General features: G+C 71.6%; 21 protein-coding genes and 1 tRNA gene. 13 read left to right on the forward strand and 9 right to left on the reverse strand.

Features of this window, described 5'->3' with window-relative positions; translation table 11 throughout:
- Positions 1-163: 163 nt before the first annotated feature.
- Complete coding sequence (locus Dvina_RS07105) at positions 164-1,078, reverse strand: hypothetical protein (protein ID WP_223101548.1); 915 nt, start codon at positions 1,076-1,078, stop codon at positions 164-166.
- Positions 1,079-1,154: 76 nt separating this feature from the next.
- Complete coding sequence (locus Dvina_RS07110; RefSeq protein WP_223101549.1) at positions 1,155-1,427, reverse strand: hypothetical protein; 273 nt, start codon at positions 1,425-1,427, stop codon at positions 1,155-1,157.
- 135 nt (positions 1,428-1,562) lie between these two features.
- Between Dvina_RS07110 and Dvina_RS07115 the strand changes: the two genes are divergently transcribed.
- Entirely contained in the window at positions 1,563-2,081 is a 519-nt protein-coding gene (locus Dvina_RS07115; RefSeq protein ID WP_223101550.1) for a helix-turn-helix domain-containing protein, read from the forward strand.
- A 120-nt stretch (positions 2,082-2,201) separates the two neighbouring features.
- Here the strand turns inward: Dvina_RS07115 and Dvina_RS07120 are convergent.
- The 3 genes from Dvina_RS07120 to Dvina_RS07130 form a co-directional block, all read right to left on the reverse strand.
- Positions 2,202-2,276: transfer RNA gene (locus tag Dvina_RS07120), tRNA-Arg, on the reverse strand.
- Between the two features lie 265 nt (positions 2,277-2,541).
- Positions 2,542-3,129 carry a DUF305 domain-containing protein gene (locus tag Dvina_RS07125; RefSeq protein ID WP_223101551.1) on the reverse strand — a complete coding sequence of 196 codons (588 nt, stop codon included), beginning with the start codon at positions 3,127-3,129 and terminating at the stop codon, positions 2,542-2,544.
- Positions 3,130-3,169: 40 nt separating this feature from the next.
- A complete protein-coding gene (locus tag Dvina_RS07130) occupies positions 3,170-4,117 on the reverse strand; it encodes a thioredoxin-like domain-containing protein (protein WP_223101552.1) in 948 nt (315 codons plus the stop codon).
- Between the two features lie 219 nt (positions 4,118-4,336).
- Here Dvina_RS07130 and argS point away from each other — a divergent pair, with 219 nt between their 5' ends.
- From argS to thrC, 4 genes are read left to right on the forward strand one after another with little or no spacing between them, the layout of a single operon-like run.
- Positions 4,337-5,998, forward strand: a complete 1,662-nt coding sequence (gene argS, locus Dvina_RS07135) for an arginine--tRNA ligase (RefSeq protein WP_223101553.1) — start codon at positions 4,337-4,339, stop codon at positions 5,996-5,998.
- 11 nt (positions 5,999-6,009) lie between these two features.
- Positions 6,010-7,395 (forward strand): diaminopimelate decarboxylase, encoded by a 1,386-nt coding sequence (gene lysA / locus Dvina_RS07140; RefSeq protein WP_223101554.1) that lies wholly within the window; start codon positions 6,010-6,012, stop codon positions 7,393-7,395.
- A gap of 15 nt (positions 7,396-7,410) precedes the next feature.
- Positions 7,411-8,682: a homoserine dehydrogenase gene (locus Dvina_RS07145; RefSeq protein ID WP_223105377.1), complete on the forward strand. Its 1,272-nt coding sequence runs from the start codon at positions 7,411-7,413 to the stop codon at positions 8,680-8,682.
- Positions 8,683-8,688: 6 nt separating this feature from the next.
- The gene (gene thrC / locus Dvina_RS07150; protein ID WP_223101555.1) at positions 8,689-9,738 is read left to right on the forward strand and encodes a threonine synthase; all 1,050 of its coding nucleotides are present in this window, start codon (positions 8,689-8,691) and stop codon (positions 9,736-9,738) included.
- A 43-nt stretch (positions 9,739-9,781) separates the two neighbouring features.
- Here thrC and Dvina_RS07155 read toward each other — a convergent pair whose 3' ends face one another.
- Positions 9,782-10,483: an alpha/beta fold hydrolase gene (locus tag Dvina_RS07155; protein WP_223101556.1), complete on the reverse strand. Its 702-nt coding sequence runs from the start codon at positions 10,481-10,483 to the stop codon at positions 9,782-9,784.
- An 82-nt stretch (positions 10,484-10,565) separates the two neighbouring features.
- Between Dvina_RS07155 and Dvina_RS07160 the strand changes: the two genes are divergently transcribed.
- From Dvina_RS07160 to Dvina_RS07185, 6 genes are all read left to right on the forward strand, one after another.
- Complete coding sequence (locus tag Dvina_RS07160; RefSeq protein WP_223101557.1) at positions 10,566-11,786, forward strand: MFS transporter; 1,221 nt, start codon at positions 10,566-10,568, stop codon at positions 11,784-11,786.
- Between the two features lie 52 nt (positions 11,787-11,838).
- Positions 11,839-12,690: an SPFH domain-containing protein gene (locus tag Dvina_RS07165; protein ID WP_223101558.1), complete on the forward strand. Its 852-nt coding sequence runs from the start codon at positions 11,839-11,841 to the stop codon at positions 12,688-12,690.
- Between the two features lie 4 nt (positions 12,691-12,694).
- Positions 12,695-12,916 carry a type II toxin-antitoxin system antitoxin gene (locus Dvina_RS07170; RefSeq protein WP_223106266.1) on the forward strand — a complete coding sequence of 74 codons (222 nt, stop codon included), beginning with the start codon at positions 12,695-12,697 and terminating at the stop codon, positions 12,914-12,916.
- 31 nt (positions 12,917-12,947) lie between these two features.
- A complete protein-coding gene (gene thrB, locus Dvina_RS07175) occupies positions 12,948-13,841 on the forward strand; it encodes a homoserine kinase (protein WP_223101559.1) in 894 nt (297 codons plus the stop codon).
- 520 nt (positions 13,842-14,361) lie between these two features.
- Entirely contained in the window at positions 14,362-16,512 is a 2,151-nt protein-coding gene (rho, locus tag Dvina_RS07180; protein WP_223101560.1) for a transcription termination factor Rho, read from the forward strand.
- A 117-nt stretch (positions 16,513-16,629) separates the two neighbouring features.
- A complete protein-coding gene (locus Dvina_RS07185; protein WP_223101561.1) occupies positions 16,630-16,830 on the forward strand; it encodes a hypervirulence associated TUDOR domain-containing protein in 201 nt (66 codons plus the stop codon).
- A 10-nt stretch (positions 16,831-16,840) separates the two neighbouring features.
- On the opposite strand, the gene Dvina_RS07190 is transcribed toward Dvina_RS07185, so the two are convergent.
- Positions 16,841-17,176, reverse strand: a complete 336-nt coding sequence (locus Dvina_RS07190; protein WP_246656083.1) for an STAS domain-containing protein — start codon at positions 17,174-17,176, stop codon at positions 16,841-16,843.
- Positions 17,177-17,394: 218 nt separating this feature from the next.
- On the opposite strand from Dvina_RS07190, the gene Dvina_RS07195 reads away from it, so the two are divergent.
- Positions 17,395-18,795: a VMAP-C domain-containing protein gene (locus tag Dvina_RS07195; RefSeq protein ID WP_246656503.1), complete on the forward strand. Its 1,401-nt coding sequence runs from the start codon at positions 17,395-17,397 to the stop codon at positions 18,793-18,795.
- Positions 18,792-22,400: an FxSxx-COOH system tetratricopeptide repeat protein gene (fxsT, locus tag Dvina_RS07200; RefSeq protein ID WP_223101564.1), complete on the forward strand. Its 3,609-nt coding sequence runs from the start codon at positions 18,792-18,794 to the stop codon at positions 22,398-22,400. Before Dvina_RS07195 ends, fxsT begins: the two co-directional genes overlap by 4 nt.
- A 29-nt stretch (positions 22,401-22,429) precedes the next feature.
- Here the strand turns inward: fxsT and Dvina_RS07205 are convergent, their stop codons facing one another.
- Positions 22,430-23,641, reverse strand: a complete 1,212-nt coding sequence (locus Dvina_RS07205; RefSeq protein ID WP_223101565.1) for an aKG-HExxH-type peptide beta-hydroxylase — start codon at positions 23,639-23,641, stop codon at positions 22,430-22,432.
- Positions 23,642-23,810: 169 nt separating this feature from the next.
- A complete protein-coding gene (gene fxsA, locus Dvina_RS07210; protein WP_223101566.1) occupies positions 23,811-24,086 on the reverse strand; it encodes an FxSxx-COOH cyclophane-containing RiPP peptide in 276 nt (91 codons plus the stop codon).
- Between the last annotated feature and the right edge of the window lie 277 nt (positions 24,087-24,363).

Below are 24,363 nucleotides of genomic sequence, written 5' to 3' on the forward strand. Positions count from 1 at the left end.
GAGTACCAGCGACGCAGGCAGCCGAGTGGGCGGGGGCAATCCGTCGAGGTTCTGCGGATCTATGCCAAGTGCCTCGACGGCGGGGCAGCGCAGCTGCGTCAACGGATCGAGATGGCACTCGGTGGATAATATCGGGCCACTATGGTTGAGTCGAAATAGAGTTTCATTTTCTGGCAGTGTTACTAGGCGCTGATGTCCCGTTGGTCGCGGGTGGAGCATCGATAACCGGAGTAAACGAAAAGCTCGCCACAGATTCTTCGTCGAGTGTGCCGTCGGTGAGCAGAAGGGATAGAAGCTTGCCGCGGATCTGTTCATCGGCAAGATTGGCAGGACGGGGAAGGGAGAGGCTATCCCATACTTTTAAATGATGAAGATCGAACATCACTGCGAGAGATATACAAAAACGACGAGCGCCGGCGACTGCGGACTTATACGATAGCCACGCAAATATGTAGCATGCCACGGGAACGAAGAGCCAGTAATCGTAGCTTATTAGGAGGCCAATGGTAATGGGGACCGCGGCAAGTCCAAGGGCTGCCATGCGCAGAGACGCATCCATCTGGTTGCGAAGATCCGCCACCTGGGATCGGTCGGCCTCTGGTAGAACCCGAACAAGTCGTGCCCAGACGGCTTTGGTGTTCATCCCGTAACGCTGGCCCGCGCGGTCTTCGCCAGATCTCATTGTGTTGCCAAATGCGGTGGGGAGTACTAACCGTGGGTCTCCTGGAATCCATCGGATTTGCTCGTATGCTGCTTCAATCGTCGGTGCTGGGACGCCTTTGCGCAACCCATGAATGAGCAGCCACTCGAAGTGTTGGCGCCGCAGCCGCTCGTTGTGTATTGCGGCCTCACGAATGCCATCCATGAATGGAAGACTAAGCCAGTAACCTTCAATCATTTGAACCATTGCGTAGTTCAGTGGATAGGTGGCTATTGAGAAAGCTCCAATACTTGCTATCACTAATGCCATGCCGCTTAGAGATAGGCCGCCGATGTTAGCCTCAAGAATGTGTAGAGAGGGTCGCTGACCCGGTGCTCCGGCCGCAATGGGTAAGCCTACAATCCCGGCGAAGATCAAATTTGGTACGAGTGTAACTATAATTATCCTTGTGCCGATGCGAATTGATAAAAGGTCAGTAGGCATAAATTTTCCGCTACGGGATGAAGACGTCGATGTCGGGCGAGTTGTTCGGATCAATTAAATCTGCGAGTGCCATTGGCGTTGGCGTGTGGCCGGTACGACAAGAAAGCTTGCCGCTAGAGGCCCATGCGTGGCGATGACAGCGAGGGCAGGTGAAGGAGTTCCAAGGCACACCGTCGCCATTGGATGTACTGGGATCATCGTCCCAGATCCGTACGGTCATCCCAAGGGCAATGATCAAAAGAAAGAGTTGCAACTGAGGCCGCTGAAACCGGCGCAGCGCCATGGCGAATCCCTCCGCTGGGTACCGTCATGGTAGGCGCGACGTCGCCGGAATGTAATCGGATGACCCGGTCGTGTTGTCGATACTGACGCGTGTCGCTACGTGGTCCCCGCGAGGCCGCCGTGCAGGATGAGACTCATGCCACTCGACGACGGCAGCCAATCCCCGCGAGGTCGCCTCTCTCCCTGGTTGATCGGGTTCCTCGTGGTGGGCTCTCTGGTCGCCATGGCGGTCGTCTACCCCGACACGCGACTGGTGTTAGGGGTTTGGGTCCTGACTGTCATCTCGGTATTGCTTATGGTGCGTCGCCGACCGGGCGGGCAAACCCGTCGGCCGCTCGCCGTTGAGGCTTCCACCATGGCCGAAAGCCCGCCGACGGGAGCTAATACTGCGATGGTGGCGCCGTCGAGCGGTGTGGTCGGCGGAAGGCTGCCCGACGTGATGACACTTGAAGAAGTCGCTGAGTTGCTTCGCGTGGACCCGGATCAAGTGACCAAAGCGATCGAGGATGGGCTGCTTCCCGGTAACCGTATTGGTGAACACTGGCGTGTGAGAAGCGAGTCGCTGTTGGCCTGGCTTGATGGGCCATACAGGTCTGCCGCAGTTGGCACTGCCAGGACGGCGCGGCGTGGTGCGACAACGCGGGCGCGTACCTGACCCCAACATGGGACCAGGTGGGGAACGGATAGCCGATCAAGGCCATTGGGGGCGGGCGACGGCCAGACGCTACAAAGAAGCCCCTGACCGCGTTCACGCTGGTCAAGGGCTTGTTTTGGCTGGTGCCCCCGGCAGGATTCGAACCTGCGCCCCCGCCTCCGGAGGGCGGTGCTCTATCCCCTGAGCTACGGGGGCCTCTCGTACGGCCACGCAAAGACTAGCAGAACCCCCCGCCGCCCCGCGCACTGGTTCCCCTGTGGCGTCTGTGGCTGCCGAGATGCGCCCATAAGAGGTGCCAGAACCAGGTCAGACCAGGTGCGCGATGGTCAGCAGAGGCCCGGGCGGGAACCGCCCGGGCGAGGCGCAAGGAGGCCGACCCAATTGGGCCTGAGCCCAAGGCGCAGCTCATGAGGGGGTGCGGGTGGAGGCGAAGCCTCCCCCGCCGCGAGCCTGCGAGCCATTAAATCGGCTTCGCGCCCAGGTCGGTCAGTTTTTCGGTCAGCTGGGAGATGTCGTAGGACTGGGAGACGCGGATCTTCTCGGCGGCGTCGCGGACTTCCTGGTCCTCGGCGTCCTTCGCGGCGATCTCGGCCATGTGGATACCGCCCAGGTGGTGGCGGAGCATGAGCTGGCACCACAGGATGTCGAAGTCCTTGCCCGTCGACGACTTGAGTCTCTTGAGCTCGTCGGCGGAGGCCATGCCGGGCATGCGGCCGTCGGACTGCAGGGTGTTCATGCCCGCGGGCATCCAGGCCATGGGGTGGTTGGAGGACGAGGGGGACAGGTGCCACTGCGTCAGCCAGGTCTGCATCTGCCCGATCTGCCACTGCTGGCTCGCGGCGATGTCGTAGCCCAGGGTGCGGATGTCGTCGGTGGTGCCCAGGCGGTACGCGAACATGCCCATCTCCACCGCCTGTGCGTGGTGGACGCTCATGTCGCGGGCGAAGCCGGCGTCGATCGAGTCGTCGCCCGGGCGGTTCAGCGTGGGGATCAGGTAGCCGATCGCCACGCCGGTGACGAGGAGGAGGACGGCGGCGAGCACGCCCATGGTGAGGCGTGCCCGCCGTGAAAGTTGCGCGAACACGGGGCTAGTTGCCCCCGCCCATCTCGGTTGCCGAGCCGTCCTTGCCCAGGTCTCGCGGCGTGGTACCGGTCTCGGTGATGATGTCGCCGCTGGAGCAGGGGGTGCCGGCCTCGAGGCTGGCGTTCTGGCGCAGCGCCTTGATGAACTCGTCGATGCGGCTGTCATCGGCGTTGTCGACCTTGAGCTGGAAGCCCCACGCCTGGAGGGAGATGGGCTTGTCCAGCTTCTCGAACGGGCTCATCAGCATGTAGTCGTTGCCGCGGACCCGCTTGGCCAGCTTCTCCACCTGGTCGGCGGGGAGGCTCGGGTTGTACGTGATCCAGACGGCGCCGTGCTCCATGGAGTGCAGGGCGTGCTCGCTGGCGATCGGGGCGGTGTAGACGTCGCCCAGGCAGCGCTGCCAGTTGGCGTTGTGGTTGCCGGCGACCGGGGGGTTGACCTTATAGGTCTGCGGGCCCCACACGTGCTCGCGCTGGCCGACCATCGCCTTGTCGATCTTGTAGTAGTCCTGGATGCCGCTGATCTGGTCCGCGCGGTCGTGCCAGCCCAGGCCGTTCTCGTAGACCTGGTAGCCCGCGAAGCCCACGATCCCCAGGGCCAGCACGCCGACCGTGGCGAACAGGGCGATCGGGCCCCAGGAGACGCCCTGCTTGACCTTGACCGGGGCGATCTTCTTGACGGCCGGGCGGGTGGCGGTGGCGGGCCGCTTGCCGGCGGTCGTGGTCTTGCGAGCCGGGGCTGACTTACGGGGATTCGCCTTGGGCTTCGCGGTCCTGACCGGAGCCTCGGCGGCGTCGTCGTCCTCGACCGAGGAGTCGACGTCCTCGACGGAGGAGTCCTCCAGGAGGTCGGCGTCCTCCACGGGGTCCTCGTCGCCGCCCTGCTTCGGCTTCGCGCCGGAGACAGCCTTGGTGGACGGCTTACGGTTGCCGCCACTGTGCTGGGTGCTCATGCTCATCTCGTCGCCTCGCAACGCTCAGCGTTGTGCTCGCTCATCGGGCCTCGTCTGGTCAACGGTCGGGGGTCGCGGCAGGTACTGCTCCAGCGGGTCGCAGCCGGAAGCAACTCCCAGGAGGGAGCGGCCCCGAAATGAGACCCCGCCGTCCCGCATTGTGACCAGCACAACGGGCCGCCGCCAAGTACCGGAGTCTACCCCCGATAGCATTTGTCGGTGACTCCCGCTGAACTCGCCGTAGCAGTCCTCGCCGCCGCCCGGGCGGCCATCACTGAGCGTGACCTCGATGTGTCAGCGCTCCCGGCGACGACCAGCGTGGAACGACCCAGAAACCCGGAGCATGGTGACTATGCGTCCAATATCGCCCTGCAACTGGGCAAGAAGGTCGGCCTGAATCCGCGTGATCTGGCCGCCGCGGTCGCGAAAAACTTGCAGGAAACTCCCGGGATCGCGAGCGTGGAGATCGCCGGGCCGGGCTTTCTGAACATCCGGCTCGCGGCCGGGGCCGTGGGCGAGCTCGCCGGGCTGATCCTGCGGGCCGGCCGGCAGTACGGCCGCAGCGAGACCCTGGCCAAGGAGAAGATCAACCTGGAGTTCGTCTCGGCGAACCCCACCGGCCCCGTCCACCTCGGCCACACCCGCTGGGCGGCCGTGGGCGACGCGCTGGGCCGCATCCTCTCCGCGGCGGGCGCCGACGTGACCCGCGAGCACTACATCAACGACGCCGGCGTGCAGATGAACCGGTTCGGCGAGTCGGTGATGGCCGCCGCGCACAACCAGCCGACCCCGCCGGACGGCTATCCCGGCGAGTACGTCCAAGATGTCGCGAAAGCCGTAGTCGCCGCGAATCCCGGCATTCTGGACCGGCCGGAGAGCGAGCAGAAGGACAGGTTCCTGAGCGAGGGCTACAAGGCCATGCTCAAGGAGATGCAGGACAGCCTCGAGCGCTTCGGCGTCCACTTCGACGTCTGGTTCTCCGAGCAGACCCTGCACGCGGGTGGCGCCGTCGAGCACGCCCTCGACGAGCTGCGCAAGCAGGGCCACGTCTTCGAGCAGGACGGCGCCGTCTGGCTGCGCACCACCGACTTCGGCGACGACAAGGACCGGGTGCTGATCCGCTCCAACGGCGAGAAGACCTACTTCGCCGCCGACGCCGCGTACTACATCAACAAGCGCGAGCGCGGCTTCGAGCGCTGCATCTACATGCTCGGCGCCGACCACCACGGATACATCGGCCGGCTCAAGGCGATCGCCGCCTGCGCCGGGGACGACCCGCAGCGCAACATCGAGGTGCTCATCGGCCAGCTGGTAAGCCTCCTGCGCGGCGGCGAGCCGGTGCGGCTCAGCAAGCGGGCCGGCACGCTCATCACCCTCGACGAGCTCCTCGACGCCGTCGGCGTGGACGCGGCCCGCTACTCCCTCGCCCGCTCCTCCACCGACTCACCCCTGACGCTCGACATCGACGTCATCACCCGGCAGAAGAACGACAACCCGGTGTTCTACGTGCAGTACGTCGGCGCCCGGATCTCCTCCATCGCGCGGAACGCGGCCGACAAGGGCTTCGAGCGCTCCGAGGCGTACGACGCGGCTCTGCTGGTACACGAGAAGGAACTGGATCTTCTGAAGGCGCTCGGAGACTTCCCGGGTGTCGTCGCCACCGCGGCGGAACTGCGCGAACCGCACCGTGTCGCCCGCTACCTGGAGGACCTGGCCGGCGCGTACCACCGGTTCTACGACAACTGCCACGTGCTGCCGAAGCTCGGCGACGAGGAGTTCACGGAGACGCACCGGGCCCGGCTGTGGCTCAACGACGCCACCCGGCAGGTCATCGTCAACGGCCTGGACCTGCTCGGCGTCTCGGCGCCCGAGTCGATGTAAGGGAAACGATCATGCGCGCACACGAGGCTGGGGCGCTCCACGCGGACCTCGGCTCCAACGGCCCGTCCTGGCTGCGGACGCCGGCCGACGTCAACGCATTGGTCCCGATCCTGTGGCCCTCCACCGTCAGAAGGTCGCAGCACGGAGCGCTCGAGGTCGGCGGCGTCGACGTGCACGCCATCGCCCGGGACCACGGCACTCCCGCCTACGTCTTCGACGAGGAGGACTTCCGCCGGCGCTGCCGCACGTTCAAGGCGGCCTTCGGCGGGGCCGAGGTCTATTACGCGGGCAAGGCCTTCATCGCCACAGCGGTCGTCAAGATTCTGGTCGAAGAAGGACTGAGCCTCGACGTCTGTACCGGTGGTGAGCTCGCGATCGCCATCAGGGGCGGCATGCCACCGCAGCGCATCGGCCTGCACGGCAACAACAAGTCGGCCGAGGAGCTCACCGCCGCGGTCGAGCACGGCGTCGGGCGCATCATCGTCGACTCGTTCGACGAGATCGAGCGACTCACGCGGATCGCCCGGGAAACCGGGAAGCGGCCGAGCGTCATGGTCCGGGTGACTGTCGGCGTGGAGGCGCACACCCACGAGTTCATCGCCACCGCCCACGAGGACCAGAAGTTCGGCTTCTCGCTCTCCGGCGGCGCCGCGGCGGAAGCGGTGCAGCGAATCCTGGCCGACGGCGTCCTGGACCTGCGCGGCCTGCACTCGCACATCGGCTCGCAGATCTTCGACGCGGCCGGGTTCGAGGTCGCCGCCCGCCGCCTGCTGAAGCTGCACGCCGAGATCGCCGAGCGGCACGGCCGGGAGCTGCCCGAGCTCGACCTCGGCGGCGGCTTCGGCATCGCGTACACGACCCAGGACGAGCCGGCCGACCCGCAGGAGCTCGCCGGCGACCTGCTGCGGATCGTCAAGCAGGAGTGCGCCGCGCTGCACCTGAGCGTCCCGCACCTGTCGGTCGAGCCCGGCCGGGCGATCGTCGGCCCGTCCATGTTCACCCTCTACGAGGTCGGCACGGTCAAGGACGTCGACGGCATCCGCACGTATGTTTCAGTCGACGGCGGCATGAGCGACAACATCCGCACCGCGCTCTACGACGCTGCGTACTCGGCCACGGTGGCCGGCCGGGCATCCTCCGAACCGCCGATTCTCGCCCGCGTGGTGGGAAAACATTGTGAGTCCGGGGACATCGTCGTGAAAGATGAATTCCTGCCGGCCGACGTGAAGGCCGGAGATCTTCTTGCGGTCCCGGGCACCGGTGCCTACTGCCGCAGCATGGCGAGCAACTACAACCACGTCCCCCGCCCGCCGGTCGTGGCGGTGGCCGACGGCGCCTCGCGCGTCATCGTCCGCCGGGAGACCGTGGACGATCTGCTGAGACTGGACGTGGGGTGACAGATGCCGCAATCGGTGAAGGTAGCGCTGCTGGGCTGCGGGACCGTCGGTTCTGAGGTGGTCCGCCTGCTGCACGAGCAGGAGCACGACCTCACGGCCCGCATCGGCGCGCCGCTGGAGCTGGTGGGCGTGGCCGTGCGGCGGCTCGGCCGGGCCCGTGAGCTGCCGATCGACCCCGGCCTGTTCACGACCGACGCCCTCGGCCTGGTCGCGCGCGACGACGTGGACATCGTGGTCGAGGTCGTCGGCGGCATCGAGCCGGCCCGCACCTGGCTGCTCGAGGCCCTGCACGCCGGCAAGAGCGTGGTGACCGCCAACAAGGCACTGCTCGGCGAGGACGGCGCCACCCTGCACAAGGCGGCCGCCGACTGCGGCGCGGACCTCTACTACGAGGCGTCGGTCGCCGGGGCCATCCCGCTGCTGCGCCCCCTGCGCGAATCCCTGCACGGGGACCGGATCACCCGGGTGACCGGCATCGTGAACGGCACCACGAACTTCATCCTCTCCTCGATGGACGAGACCGGGGCCGGCTACGCCGAGGCCCTGGAGGAGGCGACCGCGCTCGGCTACGCCGAGGCCGACCCCACGGCCGACGTCGAGGGCTTCGACGCCGCCGCGAAGGCCGCGATCCTGGCCTCGATGGCGTTCCACAGCCGCGTCACGTCGGCCGACGTCTACCGCGAGGGCATCACCGAGGTGACCGCGGCCGACGTGGCCAGCGCCAAGGCGATGGGCAGCACCATCAAGCTGCTCTGCATCGCCTCCAAGGCCAACGGCGCGGTGTCGGTACGCGTCCACCCCGCGATGATCCCGCGGACGCACCCGCTCGCCGGGGTCAGCGACGCCTTCAACGCGGTGTTCGTCGAGGCCGAGGCGGCCGGCCAGCTCATGTTCTACGGCCGCGGCGCGGGCGGTGCCCCGACGGCGTCAGCGGTGCTCGGGGACGTCGTCGCCGTGGCCCGCAACCGCCTCGCCGGCGTGCGCAGCGCCTCCGAGTCGGCCTACGCGGACCTGCCCGTCTCACCGATCGGGGACGTCCTCACGCGGTACCACATCAGCCTGGACGTCTCCGACAAGGCGGGCGTTCTCGCGGCGGTCGCGGGTGTCTTCGCCAAACACGGCGTCAGCATCGCGACGGTCAACCAGTCGGGCCGCGGCAACCAGGCCGTGCTCGTGATCGTCACGCACGCCGCGCCGGATCGGGCCCTCGCCGCGACCGTCGCCGAGCTGCGGGCTCTGGACATTGTTCGCGCTGTTGCCAGCGTCCTGCGGGTCGAAGGGGAGTAAGGCGCCATGTGGCGTGGGTTGATCGAGGAATTCCGGGACCGCCTGCCGGTCGGGGCGCAGACGCCGGTGGTGACGCTGCACGAGGGCAACACGCCGCTCCTGCCGGCGCCGGAGCTCTCCGCACGGACCGGCTGCGACGTGTACCTCAAGGTCGAGGGGGCCAACCCCACCGGCTCCTTCAAGGACCGCGGCATGACAGTCGCCGTCTCCAAGGCCCTCGAGGAGGGCTCCAAGGCGATCATCTGCGCCTCGACCGGCAACACGTCGGCGTCGGCCGCCGCGTACGCCGCCCGCGCCGGCATCACCTGCGCCGTCCTGGTCCCGACCGGCAAGATCGCTCTGGGCAAGCTGGCCCAGGCCCTCGTCCACGGCGCCCGCCTGCTGCAGGTCAGCGGCAACTTCGACGACTGCCTGGCGCTGGCCAGCAAGCTCGCCCTCGACTACCCGGTGTCGCTCGTCAACTCGGTGAACCCCGACCGGCTGCAGGGCCAGAAGACCGCCGCGTTCGAGATCGTCCAGGCCCTCGGCGACGCCCCGCACATCCACTGCCTGCCGGTCGGCAACGCGGGCAACATCTCCGCGTACTGGATGGGCTACCAGGAGGACCACGCGGCCGGCAACGCCACCCGCAAGCCGCGGATGTTCGGCTTCCAGGCGTCCGGCGCCGCCCCGATCGTCAACGGCGCCGTGGTGCGCGAGCCCAGCACCATCGCCACCGCCATCCGCATCGGCAACCCGGCCAGCTGGACCAAGGCGACCGACGCCCGCGACGAGTCCGGCGGCCTGATCGACGCCGTGACCGACCGGGACATCCTGCAGGCGTACCGGCTGCTGGCCCGCTCGGTCGGCGCCTTCGTCGAGCTCGGCAGCGCCGCGAGCGTGGCCGGCCTCCTGCAGGCGACCGCCCAGGGCCGCATCGACCCGGGCCAGACGATTGTCTGCACGGTCACCGGCCACGGCCTCAAGGACCCCGAGTGGGCGATCTCCACCGCCCCCGCGCCGACCACCATCCCCGCCGACCCGCTGGCGGCGGCGAAGGCCCTCGACCTGGCGTAGCCGGGGCCGGCCTTCCGCGTCCGCGGTGCGGCCGGAGAACGCATCAGGCGACCGCGGCAGCCGCCTTCAGTACCACCTCGGCCACCTCGGCCGGGCGCGAGACGGTCAGCGCGTGCGAGGCCCCGGCCAGCTCCACCGTGTCCCGGGCGCCCGCCCGCGCGGCCATCTCCCGGTGCATCGCGACCGGGATGTTCAGGTCGGCGTCGGGGAACACGAACCACGACGGCAGCGACGGCCAGGACGGCGGGCCCGATGCCTCGTTGAGGGCGACGTCGCGCAGCGGCCGCTGGGTCGCCGCGAGCACCGCCGCCTCCGCCGCGGGCACGTCGGCGGCGAACTGGGCCGGGAACAGCTCCTGGCGGATGTACAGGTCGGTGCTGCCGTCCGGCAGCGGCACCGGGTGCAGGGTCCCGCCCAGCGTGCTGCCCGGGAGGCGGCCGCTGAGCTCGGCGATGCTCTCACCCTGCGCCGGCGCGAATGCGGCAGCGAACACCAGGCCCCGCACGTTGTCGCCGGAGGCGTTGCTGATGACCGCGCCGCCGTAGGAGTGCCCGACCAGCAGGACCGGCCCGGAGATCTCCCGGACCACGGCCGACACCGCCGCCGCGTCGCCGGACAGGCTGCGCAGCGGGTTGGCCACGGCGACCACGGTGTGCCCGGCCGCCCGCAGCGGCGGCACGACCCCGGCCCAGCTCGCCGACTCGGCGAACGCGCCGTGCACCAGAACAATCGTGAGATCAGACATGGGGTGACCGTATGCGCCGCCCGGCCCGGGGCGCTTGCGTCAATCGACGTAACGCAGCAGGCGATCCACTACGGTGTGGAACGTGCCACCTGCCCTTTCGGTCCTTACCCGCAACCGCGACTTCCGCAGCCTTTTCACCGCTGACCTGATCGGCCTCGGGGCCGACTGGTTCGTGATGATTCCGCTGCTCACGCTACTGCCGCAGCTCACCGGCTCGGGGCTGTGGGGCGGGCTGGCACTGGCCGCGGACCAGGGGCTGATGGCGCTGCTGCTGCCCTACACCGGCACCATCGCCGACCGCTTCGACAGGCGCCGGATCCTCATCGTCGCCGACCTCGCCATGGCCGCCTGCGCGCTGCTGCTGCTCCTGGTCCGCACGGAGGCGACGGCCTGGATCGCCCTCGTCGCGGTGGGGGCGATCGCGGTGGCCAAGGCGTTCTTCAGCCCGGCCGCCCAGGCCGCCCTGCCCAACGTCGTCGACGCCGAGGACCTCCCGGCGGCCAACACCCTGGCCGGCTCCGCCTGGGGCACGATGCTGGTGATCGGCGCGTCGCTGGGCGGCATCGCGTCGGAGGCGTTCGGCGCATACCCGTGCTTCGCCCTCGCCTCCGCCCTGCTGCTCTTCTCCGCCGTCCAGGTGTGGCGGGTCCGCCGCCCCCTGCAGGCCGAGCGCACCGGCGTGCCGGCCCCGGCGTTCGCGGCGATCGCGGAGGCGCTGCGCTACATCCGCCGCCACCCGCGCATCGCCTCGCTCGTCACCGTGAAGTCCGCCGTCGGCCTGGGCAACGGCGTCCTCACCGTCTTCCCGCTCCTGGCCCCGCTGCTGGGCGCCGGACCGCTCGGCACCGGGCTGCTCTTCGCGGCCCGCGGCCTGGGCGCCCTGATCGGCCCGATCGTGCTGCGCCGGGCGCTGTCGCACCGGGCGTGGCTGCTGCCCGGCCTGGCGGTGTCGATGTCGCTCTACGGCCTGGCCTACCTCGGCGTCAGCCTGGTCACCTGGTTCCCGCTGGTGCTGGCCGGCGTGGTGCTCGCCCACCTGGCGGCCGGGGGCAACTGGATGATGTCCAACTACGTCCTGCAGGCCGAGGTCCCCGACGAGCTGCGCGGGCGCGTGTTCGCCACGGACTTCATGCTGGCCACCCTCTCGGTCGCGGTGAGCCAGCTGGCCGTCGGCGCGTTCGTCGACCGCATCGACCCGCGCGTCCTGATCGCCGCCTGCGGTGCGGTGACACTCCTGTACTCCGGCGGGTGGGCCCTGGTGGCGCTGCGCCGGCCGCCGGAAGTGGAAGTTTCGCGGGGTTGACGCCCGGGGCTATCGTAGTGATATCACTTAGATAGCCCCTCAAGGAGTAGCCATGGAGCGACGGGCGTTTCGGATCAACGGGTTCTTGATGCTGCTCGTGCTGCTCGCCCTCGTCGCCGCGGCCGTCGGGCTCGGTGCCCGCCTGCAGGAGGGGCCGGCCTCCGGCGCGATCGGGCTGGTGGTGCTGGCCGCGGTCCTCGTGCTCAGCGGGTTCGTCGTGGTCAACCCCAACGAGGCGCGGGTCATCCAGTTCTTCGGGCGCTACGTGGGCACGGTCGCCGACGCCGGCTTCCACTGGACGGTGCCGCTGAGCAAGAAGCGGGGCCTGTCGCGGCGGGTGCGCAACTTCGAGACCGAGCGGCTCAAGGTGTCCGACGCCGACGGCAACCCGGTCGAGATCGCGGCAGTGGTCGTATGGCGGGTCGTCGACACGTTCAAGGCGTCGTTCGGGGTCGACGACCACATCTCCTACGTCGCCGTGCAGTCCGAGGCGGCGCTGCGGCACCTGGCCACCAGCTACCCGTACGAGTCGCACGGTGACGGCCGGTCCAGCCTGCGCGAGGGCAACGTCGTGAGCGAGGAGCTGACCACCGAGCTGGGGGAGCGCATCGCGCTGGCCGGCGTCGAGGTGCTCGAGTCGCGGATCACCCACCTGGCCTACGCGCCCGAGATCGCCCAGGCCATGCTCGCCCGGCAGCAGGCCAGCGCGATCGTCGGCGCCCGGTTCAAGATTGTCGAGGGGGCCGTGGGCATGGTGCAGAACGCACTGGAGCGCCTGGCCGAGCTGAACGTGGTCGAGCTGGACGAGGAGCGCAAGGCGCAGATGGTGGCCAACCTGCTCGTCGTGCTGTGCGGCGACCGCAACGTCCAGCCCGTGGTCAACACCGGCACCCTGTACGCCTGACGTCGTGCCGGAGCGCAAGAAGCTGCTGCTGCGGCTCGACCCCCAGGTCTACGACGCGGTCGCGCGGTGGGCCGGCGACGAGCTGCGCAGCGTCAACTCCCAGATCGAGTTCGCCCTGCGCCTGGCGCTGCGCCAGGCCGGGCGCGAGCCGAGACGGGGCCGGGAGGACGGCGGCGCGGCCGCGGGTGACGGTGCGGACGAGCAGGACCCCAGTCCCGAGGACTAGGAGCCGCCGTCCTCATGGTGAGATGTCGGGCATGGCCTTCCTGCCCTCTCCCGTCGTCGTGCGCGTGCCGGCGACGAGCGCCAACCTCGGGCCCGGCTTCGACGCGCTCGGGCTCGCGCTGACGCTGTACGACGTCGTCGAGGCGCGGGTGACCGGCGGCGGGGTGAGCGTCGAGGTGAGCGGCGAGGGGGCCGGTGACCTGCCGTCCGACGAGAGCCACCTGGTCGTGCGGGCCATGCGCCGGGCCTTCGAGGTGCTCGGCGAGCGCCCGGCCGGGCTGGCGCTGCGCTGCCGCAACGGCATCCCCCAGGCCCGCGGCCTCGGCTCCTCCTCGGCCGCGATCGTCGCCGGGATCGTGCTGGCCCGGGGGCTCGTCACCGACGGGGCCGCGCGGATGGACGACGCCGCGGCGCTGGTGCTGGCCGACGCGATCGAGGGTCACCCCGACAACGTGGCGCCGTGCCTGCTGGGTGGCTTCACGATCGCCTGGACCGGGGAGCGGGGCGCGTCGGCGGTACGCCGCGAGCCCGACCCGCGGATCCGCCCCGTCGTGTTCGTGCCGGAGGAGCGCGGGCTCACCGAGACCGCCCGGGCCGCCCTGCCCAAGACCGTCCCGCACGCCGACGCCGCGTTCAACGCCGGGCGGGCCGCGCTGCTCGTCCACGCGCTGACCGGCGATCCGGACCGGCTGTTCGCGGCCACCGAGGACCGGCTCCACCAGGACTATCGCGCCGACGGCATGCCGTTCACGGCCGACCTGGTGGCCCGGCTGCGCGGGGAGGGCGTGGCCGCCGTCGTGTCCGGGGCCGGGCCGAGCGTCCTGGCGTTCGGCGTCGACGGCCGGACCCCGCCCGCGGTGCCGGGCTGGCGGGTCCTGCCGCTTGACGTCGATGTCGTGGGCGCCCGCCTCGGCGGCGCGGCATGAGCATCCCGCGGCTCGCGGCGGGGCCGCTCGGGCGGCGGGGCAGCGTGTATGTCGGCACCGTAGGTGCCTTGGGGATGCCGGCATGAGGTACGCTGGAACACGCCGAGCGGGGCCCTGTTGCCGCTGGCTGGCGGAGTTGATTACTCTCTAGTCTTAAGCAGCCGCTCTGTGCGGCGATCTCATGCGGGTCGGCGTGCTCCGAATTCCGTGGCACCCCTTGCGCACGCCCGGCCGCCAACCCGCGTTTCCTGTGGTCGCGCGCGCACGGCTGGGCCCGAGACGCAAATTGTGGCGTCGAGGCCCACCGGCCCGGCGCTGCACACCTCCCTCGCTTCGCACCGTCGATGTGAAGTGAGACGCACAACCCCCGGCTTCCGGGGCGCACGACCCCCGAATCACAGGCAGGACCGGGGAAGCACAACCTTCCGCGTCGTACGACGAGGCGGAAGTAGCCGTGGGCCGCCCGGCCACCGACTGTCGAACGCGGGCCGGCTCCGGACCTAACGAGGGAAGGAATCCATTGAGCGACACCACCGACGTCACGTCGGATGTCTCAACCGATCGCACCGCGGTCGAGGCCGACGGCGCCGAGGCCGGCGCGACGCGTCGGCGGCGCTCGGGCACGGGGCTGGCCGGCATGCTGCTTCCCGAGCTGCAGAGCCTGGCCGCCTCGTTGGGCATCTCCGGAACCGCCCGCATGCGCAAGGGCGAGCTCGTGACCGCGATCCAGGAGCGGCAGGCGGGTGACGCGCGCCCCGCGGCCGAGCCGAAGGCCACCGCGGCGGCGCCCGCGACCCGCACCAGCCGCGCCCGCAGCACCGAGACCCGCGCCGCCGAGGCCCCGGAGGCCGAGTGGCCGTCGGCGACCGAGGTCACCGAGGCGCCCGTCCGCTCCCCTCGTCGGGCCACCCGCGCCGCCGGTCCGCCGGAGCCGCGGGCCGCGCGCGAGGAGACCGCCGCACCCGCCGCCGAGCCGGCCGCCCAGGCCGAGACCGCGGTGGCGGAGCCGGTCGCCGAGCGGGCCGAGCGCCCCCGCCGCGAGCGCGGCGAGCGCACCGAACGGGCCGAGCGCACGGAGCGCGCCACCACCGACCGCGCGGAGCGCGGCGAGCGGGCCGAGCGCTCCGAAGGCGGCGCCCGGACGGAGCGGACCGAGCGCAGCGACCGGACCGAGCGGGCCGAGCGGCCGGAGCGGGCCGAGCGCGGCGAGCGCACCGAGCGGGCCGAGCGCACCGAGCGCCCGGAACGGGCCGAGCGCGGCGAGCGGACGGAGCGCGGCGAGCGCTCCGAGCGCAACGACCGGGGCGACCGCGGCGAGCGCACCGAGCGGGCCGACCGCAACGACCGGGCCGACCGGACCGACCGCGGCGACCGCAACCAGCGCGGCGGCGGCGGGTTCGCCGACGACGAGGACGACGACGGCACGGGTCGGCGCGGACGGCGCAGCCGGTTCCGCGACCGCCGCCGGGGCCGCGACCGCGACGGCGTCGAGGCGCCGGCCGGGGCCAGCCGGGGCAGCGAGCCGCAGGTCAACGAGGACGACGTCCTCGTGCCCGTGGCCGGCATCCTCGACGTGCTCGACAACTACGCGTTCGTGCGCACCACCGGCTACCTGTCCGGCTCGAACGACGTCTACGTCGCCATGTCGCAGGTCAAGCGCTACGGCCTGCGCCGCGGTGACGCGGTCACCGGGGCCGTGCGCCAGCCGCGCGACGGCGAGCAGCGGCGGGACAAGTACAACCCGCTGGTCCGGCTGGACACCGTCAACGGCATGGACCCGGAGGAGGCCAAGCGCCGCCCCGAGTTCTACAAGCTGACGCCGCTGTACCCGCAGGACCGCCTCCGCCTGGAGACCGAGCCGCACATCCTGACCACGCGCGTCATCGACCTGGTGATGCCGATCGGCAAGGGCCAGCGCGCGCTCGTCGTGTCGCCCCCGAAGGCCGGCAAGACCATGGTGCTGCAGGCGATCGCCAACGCGATCACCCGCAACAACCCCGAGTGCCACCTCATGGTCGTGCTCGTCGACGAGCGGCCCGAAGAGGTCACCGACATGCAGCGCTCGGTGAAGGGCGAGGTCATCGCCTCGACCTTCGACCGGCCGCCGACGGACCACACGACCGTCGCGGAGCTGTCGATCGAGCGGGCCAAGCGCCTGGTCGAGCTCGGTCACGACGTGGTCGTGCTGCTCGACTCGATCACCCGGCTCGGCCGCGCCTACAACAACGCGTCGCCCGCCTCCGGCCGCATCCTGTCCGGCGGTATCGACTCGACGGCGCTGTACCCGCCGAAGCGCTTCCTCGGCGCGGCCCGCAACATCGAGAACGGCGGCTCGCTGACCATCATCGCCACGGCGCTCGTCGAGACCGGCTCCACCGGCGACACGGTCATCTTCGAGGAGTTCAAGGGCACCGGCAACGCCGAGCTCAAGCTCGACCGGAAGATCGCCGACCGGCGCATCTTCCCGGCGATCGACATCGACCCGTCAAGCACGCGCAAGGAAGAGATCCTCCTCGCGCCCGACGAGCTCGCGATCGTCATCAAGCTGCGCAAGGTGCTGCACGCCCTCGACTCGCAGGAGGCGCTCAACCTCCTGCTGGACCGGCTCAAGAAGACCCGGACCAACGTCGAGTTCCTCATGCAGATCGCCCAGACCACGCCGGGCGAGTAAGCACCCCGCACCACCTGGACGCCCCCGGAGCCGCGTGCTCCGGGGGCGTCTGCCGTCAGGCCCCGCGGCGACCGGCCGGGCCCGTGTCTCCCGGCCGCGGCTGGGTAACCGGAGGTCATGAAGAACTTCCGGCGCGGCAACAAGGTCCGGTGGCGCTCGCACGGCGTCACGGTGCAGGGCACTGTCGAACGCAAGCTGACCCGGCGCACCGAGGCCGCCGGCCGCACGGTCGCCGCGTCGAAGGACGAGCCGCAGTACCTCGTGAAGAGCGACAAGACCGGCCGCGAAGCCGTGCACAAACCGGAGTCGCTGCGCTAGCGGCCCCGGATCAGGCGTCGACGTCCGGCGGCTCGAGGATCTCGAAGATCTCCACCATGCCGCTCGTGCGCAGCAGCCGGTACACGCCCGGGCCGGGCTTGGCCAGCAGCACCCGCACCCCGGCGCCCAGCGCGTACTTGTAGCCGCTGATCAGCACTCCGAGTGCGCTGGAGTCCAGGAAGGACACCGCGCCCAGGTCGATCACCACCCGGGCCGGGCGGCCGTCGACGGCCCGGACAATGGCCTCGCGCAACGCGGGCGCGGTGGCCACGTCGACCTCGCCCTGCACGGCGAGGACCGCACCGCCCTGGAAGTCGGGCAGCACGCGGATCGGGAAGTCCGCCACACCAGCAGTATCGGGCGTCTTGTCCACTACGGCCAATCGGGGTACGTGTCTGACTTTTGCGGACTTTTCGCGCCTGGCGAAAGCGCCAGCGGGTTTCCAGTGACGCATCTCTGGCGTACGGTGACGCAGATCAGTATGGACGCCCCTGCCGGGTCGCCATGGCCTGCGCGCAGGTCCGGACCCGGCGCCGCGGATGAAGGGCAGGCGCGGCCGTGAGCATGCTGGGCGGATCCGTCCTGTCGGCGATGGCTGCGGCCCTGGAGGGCGAGCGCCCGGACGTGCCGTCCCTGCGGACCGCGGTGGAGGCCGAGCTGGGCCTGCCGCTGGCCGCGCCCTCCTCCGGTGAGCCCGCGGAGCTGCTGCGCCAGTGCGCGGAGGTTCCCGGCGCGCTGCACGTCCTGGCCGAGCTGCTCGGCCCCGGGGCCGCGGACTTCCGGCGGCAGTTGCGGGCGGTCGCAGTACCACTGCTGCAGCCTTCGGAGCGCCGGCGCCTGCTCGCGCTGATCGCCCGGGCGAACGACCTGCCGGCCGCCGGGCCGTATCGGGCCGCGGTCGGCGCGGCCGGACCCGGTGATCCGGTCGGCGGGGTCGACGCCGCGCTCCTCGTCCACCTGGAAGGGCTGCTGCGCCCGCCCGAGCAGCCACCGGCGCTGCTCGCGTTCGTGGCCGCGCTGGCCGCCGAGGCCGGGGCCGGGCTGCGCGGCGAGCTGCGGGCCTGGCTGGAGGAGCACCTCGAACGCACGGACGCGCCGGCCGACTGGCTGGCCGCGCTGAGCCCGGGTGCGGCCCGCGGGTCCCGCACGATCCTGGTCCTGCGCATCGAGCCCGACTGGGCCGGCGACGGATACCGGGTCTCCGCCTGGTCGCAGGCCGAGATCCAGGCCGGTGACGACCCCGGCCTCGCCCTCGCCGCCGCCGAGACCGCCGTCGCCGCGGCCGACCTGCCGGCCGAGGTCGACCGGCACCTGGCCACCGTGCTGGCCGCGCACGCCTCCGACGCCAACGACGTGCTCGTCGAGTGCATCCTGCCCAAGACGCTCGGCAACCTCCCGGTCGACCAGTGGCCGGTGGGGCCCGCGCTGGGCGCCGAGCCGCTCCCGCTCGGCGTCCGGCACTCCGTGGTGCTGCGCTCGTGGGAGCGGGGGGTGGAGCGGGAGCTGCGGCCGTACTGGAGCCGCAAGTCCAAACGCCTGCGCGCCCACGGCCACCTCAGCGACGCCAAGGCGGTGTTCTTCCTCGACCGGCCCGAGCCCAACCTCGCCGCGCTCGGCGCGCAGCTGTGGGAGGAGCCGCGGATCTGCTTCATGCAGGAGTTCCCGCCCAGCGAGGAGCCCGGCCTGGCCGCCGACGAGCTCGGCGTGGCCCTCACCATGGGCCTGCCGGTGGCGGTCTGGTGCCGGCCCGGCTTCGACCCGCGGACCGCCGGCCGGCTCGACGAGATCCTCGACGTCTCCAGCGTCGCCGAGCTGCCCGGCCTGGTCCACCGGCTGCGTCGCGAGGCGTTCGGCGGCGGTGAACACCCCGGCCGCCACCTGGCCCTGCTCTGGGACGAGGCCGGTCGCTGGCCCGACGACCCCGCGGCTCGCTGGCGGGCCCCCGACGCCGAGGACCGGGGATGAACCGCGCCGACCTGACACCGCTGGCCGCGCTGGGCTTCGACGAGCTCACGCTGCTCGTCGACCCCGGCCCGTCGATGGCCGTCTGGGAGTCCGCCCTCGCCGACCTGCGCGCCGCGGCCGTCGCGGAGCACCCGCTCGCCCCGGACCTGGACCTGCCGCCCGCCCACCGCCTCACGCTGATCGTCACCGACGGCGTGAGCCCGGCCTGGGAGGGCGCGTTACACCCCCTGCTGGAGCGGCTGGGCGCGGCCGGTCCGACGGCGATCCTGCAGCTCCTGCCGTCGCGCATGTGGCGACGCACCCGCCAGCCGCTGGAGCGGGTCGAGCTGAGCGGGCCCAACACGGCACGCGACGGCCGCCCCGCGATCCCGGTCCTCGACGCGCGCTGGGTCGCGCTCGTCGCCGGTGCCGCCGACGGCCCGATCCCCGTCGCCGCCCTGCTCCCCGGCCGCCCGGCGCCCGGGCCCGCCACCGCCGACCCCCCGCCGCCGCTCGCGCCGCTGAGCGCCGACCGGCGGGTGCGGGCGTTCCGGTCCGCGGTGTCGCCGACGGCGTACCGGCTGGCCGGCCTCCTCGCCGCCGCCCCGCTCACGCTGCCGGTCATGCGGCTCGTGCAGGCGGCCCTCCTGCCGGACTCGCGCCCCGACCACCTGGCCGAGGTGTTCCTGGGCGGGCTGCTGCGGGAGGCTCCGGCCGGCTTCGACTTCCACCCGGGGGTGCGCGAGGCGCTGCTGCCGTCACTGCAAACCGCAGAAGCCTTGGCGGTGGTACGTCTGGTCGCCGATCACCTCGCCGGAGCCGACCTCGACCAGGCGGTCGTCGCGGGTGACCCGGCCCCGCTGAGCCCTCTGGGCCCGGCGTTCGCCGCGGCCACCGCGCCGGTGCTGCGAGCCGTCGGCGGCGCGCACGCGGAGCTGGCCGAGGCGCTGAGCGGGGCGGCAAGCGCGGCCGATGGTTCTGGCCCTCTGGCCGGAGGCGGCGCGCCCGACGGTAGCGGCAGTGTGACCGAGGTCGATATTGCGGAACGGTTCGCCGGGCCGGGGGCCGAGCGCGAGGGGGACGGTACAGCTGGTGGCGGGGCAGCAAGCCGCGGTGATGCGGCCGGGGAGCGACACGTGCAGGTGAGAACGCCACAACAGGTGCGCAACGCCGTGCCGCCGCGCAACTCCGGATTCATCGGGCGCGACACCGTGCTCGACGAGATCGGGCGGAAGCTGGACTCGGGCATCGTCACGCTGCTCCCCGACGCCAAGCACTCCCTCGGCGGCACCGGCAAGACGCAGCTCGCGCTGGAGTTCATGCACCGGTACGCGGGGGAGTACGACCTCGTCTGGTGGGTGCCGGCCGAGCAGGTCGCGCCGATGCGGGTGGCCCTGGCCGGGCTGGCCCGGGCGCTGAAGCTGCGGGAGAGCGGCGACCTCAACCGCACGCTCCAGGCGCTTCGCGAGACTTTGGAGCGGGGCTCGCCGTACCGACGCTGGCTCCTGATCTTCGACAACGCGAGCCGGCCCGAGGATCTGGGCCCCTACCTGCCCCGCGGCACCGGCCACGTGCTCGTCACCTCCCGCAACCCGCGGTGGGCCGACATGGGCCACACCATCGAGATCGGCGCGTTCACGCGGGCCGAGAGCGTGCTGCTGCTGACCCGGCGCACGCCCGCCGTCCGCGGCTCGCAGGCCCACACCCTGGCCGCCCGCCTCGGCGACGTGCCGATGGCGATGGAGCAGGCCGCGGCCACCCAGAACGCGACCGGCTGGACGGCCGCGGAATACCTGGAGCGCTACGACGAGCTGCGCCGGGGCATGGGCGGCACGGCGGACCGGCCGGAGTACCCCAGCCCCATCGTGGTGACCTGGAACCTCGCCTACGCCGAGCTGGCCGAGCGCAACCCCGGCGCGGCCCGGCTCCTCGACGTCTGTGCGTTCCTGGCCGGTGAGCCGGTCTCCTGGAACGTGCTGTGGGAGAGCCGCGGCGCCGGGCTGCCGGCCCCGCTGGGCTCCCTGGTGCGCGTCGAGAAGGCCCTGCGCACGGCGCTGCGGGAGCTCGCGCAGTTCGGGCTGGCCCAGGTCGATCCGGCGCTGCAGTCGGTCCAGGTGCACCGCCTCGGCCAGCTGCTGCTCCTGGAGCGGTTGGGGGTGAAGGAGTACCCCATCTATCAGCAGGCCGCCCACGACGTCCTCACCGCCGCCGACCCGGCCATCCCCGACGACCCGGCCTCGTGGTCGCGCTACGAGGAGCTCAGCGCCCACCTGCTGTACTCGGACCTGCTGGCCGGCGCGACCGACGAGTCCCGCCAGCTGATGCTGCACTACGTCCGCTTCCTGTTCGTGCGCGGCGACCACGACAGCAGCCGGACCGTCGCCCAGCACGCCTTCGACCGCTGGCGGCTCAGCCTCGGCGAGGAGCACGAGGACACCCTCGCCGCCGCGTATCACCTGGCCAACGCCATGCGCGCGGGCGGCGACGCGGGCGAGGCGGCCAAGCTCAACCAGCAGACCCTCGCCAGTCTCCGGCGCGTCTTCGGCGACGACGACGAGTCCACGCTCATGACCGCCAACAGCGTCGGGGCGGACCTGCGCCTGCGCGGCGAGTTCGTGGCCGCCCGCAACGTCGACCTGGACAACCTGGACCGCTACCGCCGCCTCTTCGGCGAGGCGTATCCGCGGACCCTGCGCTGCGCCAACAACCTGGCCGTCGACATGCGCCTGCTCGGCGACTTCAAGCAGGCCCGGGTCATCGACGAGCAGACGCTCATGCACCGCCGCCGGGTCCTGCCCAACCCGCACCCGGAGACGCTGTGGTCGCTGATCTCGCTCGCCCACAACCGCTTCGGGCTCGGCGAGCACGAGGTGGCCATCGAGATCCTCACCGGCGCGCTGCCCGGCTACGCCGACGCGTTCGGTGAGGACCATCCGGGCGTGCTGACGGGGATGCGGTACCTGGCCATGGCCCTGCGCCGCGCGGGCGCCTACCCGCGGGCCCGCAAGGAGGCCGAGGCGACCATGGCGCTGTGGCTGGAGAAGTACGGCGACCACAGCGCCGACTCCCTCTCCGCCGTGCTCACCTACGCCAACTGCATCCGCGCCTGCGGCGAGTTCGCCCTGGCCCGGGCGGCGGCCCAGCAGGCGGCGGACGGCTTCACGACGATCCTGGGCGAGCGCCACCCGTTCACGCACGCGGCCCAGGCCGCCCTGGCCGCCGCCCTGCGCGCCGAGGGCGACGCGTCGGCGGCCGCGGAGCTGGACCGCCACGCCCTGGTGGGCCTGGCCCACTCCGTCGGGGCGGAGCATCCGTTCGCGGTGGCCTGCGCCATCGGCTACGCCTCCGACCTGGCCATGGCCGGGCAGAGCGCCGGCGCCGTCATCGCCTCCCGCGACACGGTGCGGGTGGCCCAGGCGTTCGGGGCGGCGCATCCGGCGCTGCTCGTCGCCTCGTTCAACCACGCCCTGGACGTGCGGGCGGCCCACCCCAACGGCGACGACCGCGGCACGGTCGCCGCGGCGGCCGAGGCCCTGCGCCGCCGCCTGGGCGACACGCACCCGGCGACGCTGACGGCCTTCGGCGGGCGGCGCCTGGAGTTCGATGTGGAGCTGCCGGCGACCTGAGGCTTCGCCCCCGGGCCGGCTCGGGTGGCTTACGGCCGCGCGTACTGGGTGCGGTGGGCGGCCAGGGTCTGCCGGGCGCGGTGGTCGGCGTCGGCCGGGACGTGGTCGGGCAGCCACGAGTCGAGGCGGGCGCGCATGCCGTCGACCAGGCGCTGACCGGCGGGGCTCAGGGAGTCGGAGGCGTCGAGCGTCTCCAGGGTCTCGGCGACCGCCACGCGCCAGCGGGTGAACTCGACGGCCGAGAGGTCGTCGCCGGTCCGGATGAACTCGGTGCGCCAGAAGTCGGCGATGGCGAGGTGGGCGTAGCAGCCGTGCAGGAGCGCGCCCGCGGGCCGGGGGTCGGTGCGCCACGGGGCGTAGTAGCGGCGGGCCGGCGGGTCCGGGCGCAGCATGTCGTGGAACAGCAGGAGCGCGTTGAGCTTGCCGTGCTGCTGCTCGTGGACCAGGCCGGCGGCCAGGCGCCGGGGGTCCGGCGGGCGAGCCAGGGCGGCGGCGCCGAACGCGTCGCGGGAGGTGGCGCTGCGCCCGGCCGCGGAGAGCGGCACGACGGAGGTGAGGCAGCGGGACATCGACAGCGTGTGCCAGGGGTGGTGGGCGGCCAGCAGGGCGCCGGCCGCCGCCGTGTCGGCCCGCCAGTGCTCGGCGTCCTCGGGGGACAGGCGCCCGGTCAGCTGGAGGTCGTAGACGTCGCGGTAGGGGTCGAGGTCGTCGAGGTACAGGCGGGTGTTGCCGGCTTCCAACGACCGCAGGCCCAGCCAGCCCGGCCCGTCCTGGGAGGGGTCGGCCGGGACGTCGACGGCGCCCGCGCGGATGCGCCCGTCGCGCACGGACACCGCCACGGCGGCCCCGCGCTCGACAAGTGCTGTGCCGAGGGCCGGGATCGGGAGGCGGGGCCGGGGCAGTCCGGCGGCCCAGCTCGCGTCGAGGCCGGCCCGGGCGGCGGCGGCCGCGGCGATGCCGTGCAGGTGATCGAGGTCCTCGGGGGTGACGGCGCCGGTCAGGCAGTGGATCGCCCAGGCGCCGATCTGCGGATGGCCGAGCAGCGCCCGGGTGGCGGCCGGGTCCTTGGCGTCGGCGGCGGCCAGCACCTCGACGGCCGCGGTGACCCGGCCGCGGGCGGCGTGGGCGACCTCGCGGACCAGCAGAACGTGCTTGGTGATCTGACCGGCCCGCAGCGTGTCGAGCACCCGCTCCCCGCCGCGGCCCGTGGCCAGCTCGTCGAGGTCCTCGGGGCCGATCACCAGCGACTGACGGCCGGCCCCGGTCTCACCGGGCCGGGCCGGGCCGGGGTCCGGGCGCCGAGGCCGCGGCGCGGTCGGAGCCGGCCGGGGGGCCGCGGCCGGCGGGTGGGGTGCGGGCGCGGTCGTGGGGCGAGGCTCGGGTGGCTGGGCCTGTGTGTCCAGGGTCGGCTCAGATGCTCGAGTTGAAGCCGGCGACGGTTTCGTGGGGCTCGTCGACCTCGCCCAGGACGCGGCGGATCGTGTGAGCCAGGACACCGTCACCCAGGGCGGCCAGACGGGACGGATCGCGGAACGCATCGACGAGCGAGTCACTACGCTCCGCAATCAACGTGATCGTGGCGGAGTCTCGTGGACCGTGCGGATTGTCCGAAAGATCGGTTAATGCCGCGTAAAGACGGTCCAGAGTGTCCGATTTGCTGCCATCCCCCACAAGGCCTGCCTTCACTGGGCGTCACCTATGTCTATCATCCGCGGCGCCGGCCCGCGCGCCCGCGGTGGGCGTCAGGGCCCGAGGATTGTGCACGAACGGGCCTTCCACAGCAATTGATGCACGTTGCCACCAGCGGTTGTGCCAAAAAGCTTAGAGCCCGGCAACAAGAAGTCGCCCCCGGCCGCGCGGCGGGCGCGGCGGCCGGAATCGAACACCTACCGGGAAGACCGTTCAGCGGCACTGTGACGTTGTCCCCGAGCGCCTGGGAGATCGCTGAGAAATTGTGCAGGAC

The organism is Dactylosporangium vinaceum (assembly GCF_019904175.1).
Taxonomy (GTDB): domain Bacteria; phylum Actinomycetota; class Actinomycetes; order Mycobacteriales; family Micromonosporaceae; genus Dactylosporangium; species Dactylosporangium vinaceum.

Bases quoted from the DNA above. Each gene is read 5' to 3' on its own strand.
- Dvina_RS07195 (WP_246656503.1), top strand. From the start codon at position 17,395: ATGCTGGGCGGATCCGTCCTGTCGGCGATGGCTGCGGCCCTGGAGGGC.
- Dvina_RS07110 (WP_223101549.1), bottom strand. From the start codon at position 1,427: ATGGCGCTGCGCCGGTTTCAGCGGCCTCAGTTGCAACTCTTTCTTTTG.
- Dvina_RS07185 (WP_223101561.1), top strand. From the start codon at position 16,630: ATGAAGAACTTCCGGCGCGGCAACAAGGTCCGGTGGCGCTCGCACGGC.
- Dvina_RS07165 (WP_223101558.1), top strand. From the start codon at position 11,839: ATGGAGCGACGGGCGTTTCGGATCAACGGGTTCTTGATGCTGCTCGTG.
- lysA (WP_223101554.1), top strand. From the start codon at position 6,010: ATGCGCGCACACGAGGCTGGGGCGCTCCACGCGGACCTCGGCTCCAAC.
- Dvina_RS07125 (WP_223101551.1), bottom strand. From the start codon at position 3,129: ATGGGCGTGCTCGCCGCCGTCCTCCTCCTCGTCACCGGCGTGGCGATC.
- fxsT (WP_223101564.1), top strand. From the start codon at position 18,792: ATGAACCGCGCCGACCTGACACCGCTGGCCGCGCTGGGCTTCGACGAG.
- thrC (WP_223101555.1), top strand. From the start codon at position 8,689: ATGTGGCGTGGGTTGATCGAGGAATTCCGGGACCGCCTGCCGGTCGGG.
- Dvina_RS07130 (WP_223101552.1), bottom strand. From the start codon at position 4,117: ATGAGCACCCAGCACAGTGGCGGCAACCGTAAGCCGTCCACCAAGGCT.
- thrB (WP_223101559.1), top strand. From the start codon at position 12,948: ATGGCCTTCCTGCCCTCTCCCGTCGTCGTGCGCGTGCCGGCGACGAGC.
- Dvina_RS07115 (WP_223101550.1), top strand. From the start codon at position 1,563: ATGCCACTCGACGACGGCAGCCAATCCCCGCGAGGTCGCCTCTCTCCC.
- Dvina_RS07155 (WP_223101556.1), bottom strand. From the start codon at position 10,483: ATGTCTGATCTCACGATTGTTCTGGTGCACGGCGCGTTCGCCGAGTCG.